The sequence below is a fragment of the bacterium genome (genome assembly GCA_024228115.1).
GTDB lineage: Bacteria > Myxococcota_A > UBA9160 > UBA9160 > UBA6930.
Genome location: JAAETT010000338.1, coordinates 1 through 7,249, shown reverse-complemented (window position 1 = coordinate 7,249; position 7,249 = coordinate 1). Strand labels below are relative to the sequence as shown.

4 protein-coding genes are annotated in these 7,249 nt (G+C 64.9%); 1 reads left to right on the top strand and 3 read right to left on the bottom strand.

Features of this window, described 5'->3' with window-relative positions; all coding sequences use genetic code 11:
- Positions 1-136 precede the first annotated feature (136 nt).
- Positions 137-1,276, bottom strand: a complete 1,140-nt coding sequence (locus GY937_15030) for an acyl-CoA dehydrogenase (GenBank protein MCP5058018.1) — start codon at positions 1,274-1,276, stop codon at positions 137-139.
- Between the two features lie 112 nt (positions 1,277-1,388).
- Between GY937_15030 and GY937_15025 the strand changes: the two genes are divergently transcribed.
- Entirely contained in the window at positions 1,389-2,549 is a 1,161-nt protein-coding gene (locus GY937_15025) for a sterol desaturase family protein (GenBank protein ID MCP5058017.1), read from the top strand.
- Between the two features lie 36 nt (positions 2,550-2,585).
- Here the strand turns inward: GY937_15025 and GY937_15020 are convergent, their stop codons facing one another.
- Both GY937_15020 and GY937_15015 read right to left on the bottom strand, forming a co-directional pair.
- Positions 2,586-5,822, bottom strand: coding sequence for an efflux RND transporter permease subunit (locus GY937_15020; protein ID MCP5058016.1), 3,237 nt, complete (start codon positions 5,820-5,822; stop codon positions 2,586-2,588).
- Entirely contained in the window at positions 5,819-7,111 is a 1,293-nt protein-coding gene (locus tag GY937_15015) for an efflux RND transporter periplasmic adaptor subunit (protein MCP5058015.1), read from the bottom strand. Before GY937_15015 ends, GY937_15020 begins: the two co-directional genes overlap by 4 nt.
- Positions 7,112-7,249: the final 138 nt, after the last annotated feature.

The following is a 7,249-nucleotide window of genomic DNA, read 5'->3' as shown; positions in this document are numbered from 1 at the left end:
CGGCCTCAGGGGCGCGCCGAGCTGCGGATCGCTGCCGAGGCCTCCACCCGCCAACGATTCAATCGGGCCATCGAACAACTCGCCGCCTGACCCGGACCGATACCCTCAGGGGCCCGGATCCAATGACGGATTGGGGCTAGTAGCCGCGCAGGCTGGCGTATCGGTTGCGGTGGTAGATGCCATCACCGAGGGTGAATTCGGCCGCTTTGAGGCGCTTGAAGAAGAGTCCGATCTCCTCTTCGTCCGTCATCCCGATGCCACCGTGCATCTGGACCGCCTCGCCACCGATCAGATTCGCAACGTCCGAACAACGCGCCTTTGCGCCACTCGCACATTCTGCGACGTCATCCCGGCCGTCATCGATCGAGCTTTGCGCATCGCGCACGACGGAGCGTGCGAATTCGAGTTCTCCGAACATCTGTGCGGCGCGGTGACGCAGCCCCTGGAATGTTCCGATCTTGACCCCGAACTGCTCGCGGGTCTTCAGATATTCGAGGGTGCGCTCGAAGGCTTCTTCGAAGCTGCCGAGCATTTCGGCACAAAGCCCAATCGTCGCGCGGTCAAAGACCGGATCCAGGATGTCGGCCCCACCGTCGGTCTCACCGAGGATTCGGGCAGCATCGACGACCACATCATCAAACGTGATGCGTGCTGCGTTGCGGCCGTCGATCATCTCGGTGCGCTGGATCGAAACGCCGCTCGTTTCGGCATCCAGGACCAGAAGGGTCAAGCCATCCCGCTCGCCTGCGCCTCCCGCCGTTCGGGCGACGACGACGATCTGGTCGGCCATGTGGCCATCGAGCACGAACTGCTTCTCTCCCCGAACCCGGAAACTGTCACCGTCGCGTGTAGCACTGGTCTCGATTGCATAAGGTGCGAAACGACCGTGCTCCTGAAAGGCCAGACAGAGAATCCGATTCCCGTCGCACACGTCGGGAAGCAATTCCTTCTGCAACGGCTCGCTTCCGCCTAACAAGATTGCATTGCCACCAAGTAGCACGGTCGACATGAAGGGCTCTGGTGCCAACACGCGCCCGCATTCTCCGAGTACGACACCAAGCTCGCCATGACCCATGTCGGCCCCGCCGAGCGCTTCGGGAAACAGGATGCCGATCCAGCCGAGCTCTCCCATTTCCTTCCAGAGTTCCCGCGTGAAGCCGGTTTCGTCTTGGGTATCGCGAAGCTGGCGCATGCGCTCGATGGGCGACTTCTCGTCGCAGAAGCTCTTCGCCATATCGCGCAGGATCAGTTGGTCTTCGGACAGGATCAGTCCCATGATTCTCGTCCCTTCGCTCCGTCTGCACTCGATCTGAAAGATTCATTCGAGCAGATCACGTTGCCTCGTTGCGAATGGAACTCCCCAACCGAACGAGGATCTTTATATTGGCATGTCTCGTGTCATTATATCCATCTCGTCTCGAACTGCCATTCGCCTCGAGGAAGAAGCGATCCGCAAGGCCGCCGCGGCCCCTGCAGGCACGGGGACTTCGTGGTCGGTGGGCCATGAGGATGCCCCATCGGGCCGGGGCACGGCCATCGGTGTATGTTGGGAGGCGATGTCGGTCGAACACTCTCCTGATGCAGCTCCCAACGAACGGATTCCCGGCTCCGAGCCTGGGCGCCGCCATTTCGAAGGCTTCGAAGCCGTACTCGCAGTAGCGGGCTTCCCGGTCCTGATCAGCCTCACGGTCGGGGCCGCGATCCTGGCGATTCACCGAGGCATCGACCCCAATCTCGCGACCCTCGGGCTGATCGTCGCAGGCTACGCCTGGATCGCAGTGGCGGAGCAACTCTGGCCACTGCATCGAAGCTGGCTCCGCTCCCGCGGCGATCTACGGACGGACATCGGCCTGGCGATCACCAACGGGCTGCTCGGCGGAATGCTCTCCCCCATGCTCTGGGCAGCGATCGCAGTCGCGGCAGCGGCGCTCTCGGACGCAGTCGGCAGCGGGCTATGGCCGTCGGATTGGCCCCTGGTCGCGCAACTGATTCCGGCCCTGTTCATCGCAGAATTCGTCGAGTACTCCTTCCACCGGATCTGGCACGAGGTGCCGTGGCTGTGGCCCATCCACGCCACCCATCACAGCGCCCCCCGGCTCTACTGGCTGAACGCCGCTCGCTTCCATCCGATCGACCTGTTTGCGGTCGGGACCCTGAAGATGGTCCCGCTGGCCATACTCGGCGCGGGTCTCCCGATCTTCGCCCTGATGAATCTCTTCTCGGCGATCCATGGCGCGTATCAGCATTCGAATCTGCCGGTTCGGATCGGGCCACTGAATTGGATCTTCAGTATGGCCGAGCTCCACCGCTGGCATCACTCGAAGAACATCGAAGAGGCGAATACGAACTACGGGGGCAACCTGATTCTTTGGGATGTGATCCTTGGAACGCGCTTCCTGCCCGACGATCGCGATCCGCCCGAGGCGATTGGAATCGGAGACCTGCCTGGCTTCCCCATGGGCTTCTGGGCGAACCTGGCCTCGCCCTTCCGTTGGCAGCGCCTCAGTGAAGAGGCTGCCGATCCCAAGGCTCCCGACGCTGCACGCTAGTTCCAGGGATTCCGGCTGGAGCGAGCGTCCCCCATCTCAGCGCCCCGCCGATACGGGCTCCGCACCTGCGCGCTTCGTCTCTTCTTCCACCGTCAGTGCATCGCGCCTCAGCAGGCGGCCGAGATCCTCGAGGATCAGGTACGACGCGGGGACCAGCAGCAGCGAAATCACCGCGGCGAAGATCACGCCGAAGCCGAGCGACGTTGCCATGGGGATCAGGAACTGGGCCGACAAGCTGCCCTCGGTCAAGAGCGGAGCCAGACCGGCAAAGGTCGTGATGGCGGTCAGCACGATCGGCCGGAAGCGCGCCACGCCGGCCTCGCGCACGGCCGCCTTCACGGAGAGGCCCCTGGCGCGGCACGTGTTGATGTAGTGCACCAGCACGAGGCTCGCGTTGACCACGACGCCGGACAACGCGACGACGCCGAAGACACTCATCATCGAGAGGTTGCCCAGCGCCGGTGCGAAGGCGCTCATCACCCGGTGGCCAAAGATCGCGCCCACGATGCCGAAAGGGATCACCGCCATGATGATGAAGGGCTGGCCGTAGGACCGAAGCGGAACCGCCAACAAGGCGTAGATGACGACCAGTGCAAATCCGAAGTTTCGCATCAGAGACGCGATCATCTTCTGCTGCTCACGTTGCTCACCCTCGAGGCCGTAGCGCAAGCCGGGATACTCGCCGAGCAGCATCGGCAGGAAGCCGCGGCGCAGGTCGGCGAGCACCGCGTTGGCGTTGCCCTCGGTCTGGTCGACGTCGGCGGTCACGTTGATGACCCGGCTTCGATCGGCCCGCTTGATGGTCGCGAAGCCAAAGCCGTAGTCCGCCTTGGCCACGGCGTAGAAGGGCACCTCACCGCCACCCGGCGCCCGGATGCGCAGGTTCTGGAGGTCTTCGAGCGAACGACGCTGGCCTCGCGGGTAGCGCACCATCACCCGGATGTCGTCGCGGCCGCGCTGGATGCGCTGCGCCTCTTCGCCGTAGAAGGCCTGGCGCACCTGACGCGAGAGATCATCGAGGGTGAGGCCGAGCGGTTCCGCCGTCGGCAAGAGCGAGAGCTTGATCTCCCGCTTGCCGGCTTGGAAGCTGTCGGCAATGTCGAAGACCCCGGGGTACTCGGCCAGCTTGCTCTTCAGGCGCTCGGCGGCTTCTTCGAGGCCTGTTACGTCGGGCGAGGAGAGCTGCAGATCGATGGGGTTGCCCACGCTGAAGAGATCAGAGGCGTAGACGAGCTCGTCCACGTCGGGGATCTGCGGCGTCAACTCTCGCCAGCGGCGTGCCACCTCCTTGGACGCGAGGGGGCGCACGTCGCCTCCCAGTAGCTCGATGGAGACCTCGCCCAGATGGCTGTCACCCCCGGCAATGCCCGTCAACCTCGGGCGGCCACCGCTGCTCGAGGGCTGCTGCCCAACCGAGGAGAACACGTTCTCGACGATGGTCGTGCCCGTCTCGGCCTCGAGCTGGGCCTGGAGTTCGATGGCGGCGGCCTCCAGCTGCTCAACCGCCCGGGCGGTAGCCGCGGCTGGCGTGCCGAGCGGCATGACGAGGCGGGCCGAGACGTAGTCGCTCTCGACGGGCGGAAAGAACGAGAACTTCATGCGGCCCGTTCCGACATAGGTGACGGTGAAGGCAAGTACGGCCACGCCGGTTGCCAGTGTCGCATAACGCCACTGGAGAACGAAATCGAGTGCCGGGCGATACCGGCGATTGGCGAAGCGTTCGAGACTGCCGGCGAGCCGCGCCTGGAGCCGCCGCCAGCGCGCAGAGATCGAGTCTCCCTTCAGTTTCTCTTCCGCTTCCTCGCCCCGCTCGAGCTTCATATGGCCCAGATGAGCTGGCAGCACGAGCTGCGACTCCACCAGCGAGAGGAACAAACACACGATCACCACGAAACCGATGGCACCGAAGACCTGGCCGAAGGGACCAGGCGAGAGGATCATCGGCAGGAATGCCGTCACCGTCGTCAGCACGCCGAAGATCACCGGGATCGCCACTTCCTGGGCACCCTGGATGGCGGATTGGAGTGGATCTTCACCCTTCTCTTGATGGCGGTGGACGTTCTCACCGATCACCACCGCGTCGTCGACCAGGATGCCGAGCACGAGGATGAACGCGAATAGCGAGATCACGTCGATCGAGATGTCGAGAATGGGGAACAGGGCGAGCGCGCCCGCGAAGGCGATCGGCACGCCAATGGAAACCCAGAAGGCGAGCCGAAGGCGCAGGAAGAGTGCGAGCAACACGAACACCAGCAGGAAGCCCGCGCGACCATTGTCGATCAGGATGCGCAGCCGATCGCGCAGCACCTCGGAATCGTCGCGCCACACGGTGAGCGAGACGCCCTCGGGTAGACGAAAGCGGGCATCCTCGACGTAGGCCTTCACCGTTTCCACCAGCTCGAGCACCTTCTGGTCGCCCACTCGATAGACGGTAATCAGCACCGCCGGCTCGCCGTTGAAACGAGCCGAGACCTCCTCTTCGTCGAAGCCGTCGACCACATTGGCCACGTCGCTCAGCATCAGACGCGTACCGTCTTGACGGGTAAGGACGACGATCTCCTCGAACTCCTGCCCGAGGTAGGCCTGGCCCTTGGTGCGCAGCAGCACTTCGCCGGCCGCGGTCTTGATCGAACCCCCCGGGCGATCCAGCGACCCGCGCGAGACGGCGCGTACGACATCATCGAAGCCGATGCCGTGACGCCGTAGCGAATCCTCGGGCACCTCGATCGAGATCTCGTACGGCCGAGAAGCCGCAAGCTCGACCTGGGTCACGCCCTCCAGCGCCGAGATCTCATCGCGCACCCGCTCGCCAAAGGTCTTGAGCGCACGCTCCGAGAGATTGCCCGAGACCGCGATCTGCAAAGCGTTTCTGCGGATCTCGAAATGCGAGACCACGGGGCGTTCGGTGTCTTCCGGGAAGGTGGTGATCGAATCCACCTCGTTCTTGATCTCGGTGATCGCGCGATCGATCGGGTAGCCAGCAATCAACTCGGCCGAGACGCCGCAGTTCCCCTCGGCGGCGCTCGAGGTGATCTTCTCCACGCCCGAGAGGCCTTGGATTTCTTCCTCAATGCGTACGCAGACACCTTCCTCGACTTCCTCAGGCGTCGCACCGAGGAATGGCACGCCGATCGAGATCACGTCGATCTCGAGGTCGGGGAAGGTCTTCTGGTTGGTGAGCGGTAGCGAGGCGAGGCCACCCACCACGAGGAGTGCCATCAGCAGGTTGGCGGCAACGTGGTTCCTGGCAAACCAGGCGATCACGCGGGTCATGAAGCGGGCGCCTCTACGACTGGCGCATGGGCTGCTTCCGGCTCGTTGGTACCCGCGGCTGACGGCTCTTCAGCGCTGGAGTTGCCGGCCACACGCACGCGCATGCCCTCGACCACCGCACGCAGCGGAGAGATGCAGATCCGGTCGCCGGCGACCAGGCCGGCACCTACCACGGCCACCTCGGGCTCGGTGCGAATCACCTCGACCGGGCGGATGTGCAGGCGCCCTTCGGCGTCGACCACGTAGACCTCTTCGGGCGCGTTCGGGTCCATCGGATTACCCGATCGGAGAGCGGCCCGGGGCAGCACGAAGACGTCGTCGGCCAGACGACCCTGGATCTCAGCGCGAACGAAGAGCCCCACGGCCAGGGGTACCGGCTCGGTCTCGGCGTGCAGGCCGTACGGGTCGGCGACCCGGGCCACGACTTGCACCATGCGCGTCTGCGGGTCGATCTCGCCCGCGGTGCGCACCACGCGACCCTGCCAAGCCTGCTCGCTACCCGCGAACTCGGCGCGCAGTACCACCTCGGGGCCGCTCGCCGGGAGCGCGTCTTCAGCGCCCGTTCCCTCGCTGTGTCGCTTCGGGCTTCGCGGAACGTCCACGTAGCGAAGCTCACGATCAGGCACCGGCAGCGATACCTCCGCAAAGTCGACCGCATACAGCGTGGCGATGCTCTCTCCCCGATTCACGAACTGCCCCGCATCCACGCGCTCGCTGCGCACCCGGCCCTCGAAGGGTGCCCGCAGGGTCGTACGCACCAGATCGCGCTCCGCACGCTCGAGCCGCGCCTTCGCCTCGTCGAGCGCCGCCGCAGCGACTCGAGCCGCATTCTCCGCATCGTCGACGCGCGCCTGCGAAGCCACACCCTTCTCTTTGAGGGTGCCCTGCCGGGTGATCTCCGTCTTCGCGCGCTGGTTCTCGCTCTTGGCCCGCGCAAGCACTGCACGCGCAGTGGCGAGCGCGACGTGGTAGTCGGCGGGCTCGATGCGCACGAGCGGATCGCCTTCAGCGAAGAATCCGCCAGAAGCCAGCGCCGGGGAGATCCACTCGACCTCGCCAGCGACCTGGGGAACCAACTCACTTTCGTTGCGCGGCTCGACCGTGCCTTGGCTGCGTACGATGAAGCGCCAGGCGGTGGGCTTGGCCTCCACCACCCGCACCAGCGGCGTGGCCTCCTCGGGGGGCTTGAGCTCGACTTCGGGGCGCGAGGCGATCAGGGCCGCGATGGCGACGGCGCCCACCGCGAGGATGGCGAGGGGCCATAGGAGCTTGGGGCTGGGGCGGGACACTAGCCCGGACTATGCATGAAAATCAGTTGAGAAGCTGACTTTCGATGGTTCCAGGGTGCTGTGCGGCGATTGATCCTGACGGATGTCGCTTACGGTGGATGAGGCTCGGTCCTCGGCGCAAATTCGGGGCGTGCCTCG

Bases quoted from the DNA above. Each gene is read 5' to 3' on its own strand.
- GY937_15030 (MCP5058018.1), bottom strand. From the start codon at position 1,276: ATGGGACTGATCCTGTCCGAAGACCAACTGATCCTGCGCGATATGGCG.
- GY937_15025 (MCP5058017.1), top strand. From the start codon at position 1,389: ATGTCTCGTGTCATTATATCCATCTCGTCTCGAACTGCCATTCGCCTC.
- GY937_15020 (MCP5058016.1), bottom strand. From the start codon at position 5,822: ATGACCCGCGTGATCGCCTGGTTTGCCAGGAACCACGTTGCCGCCAAC.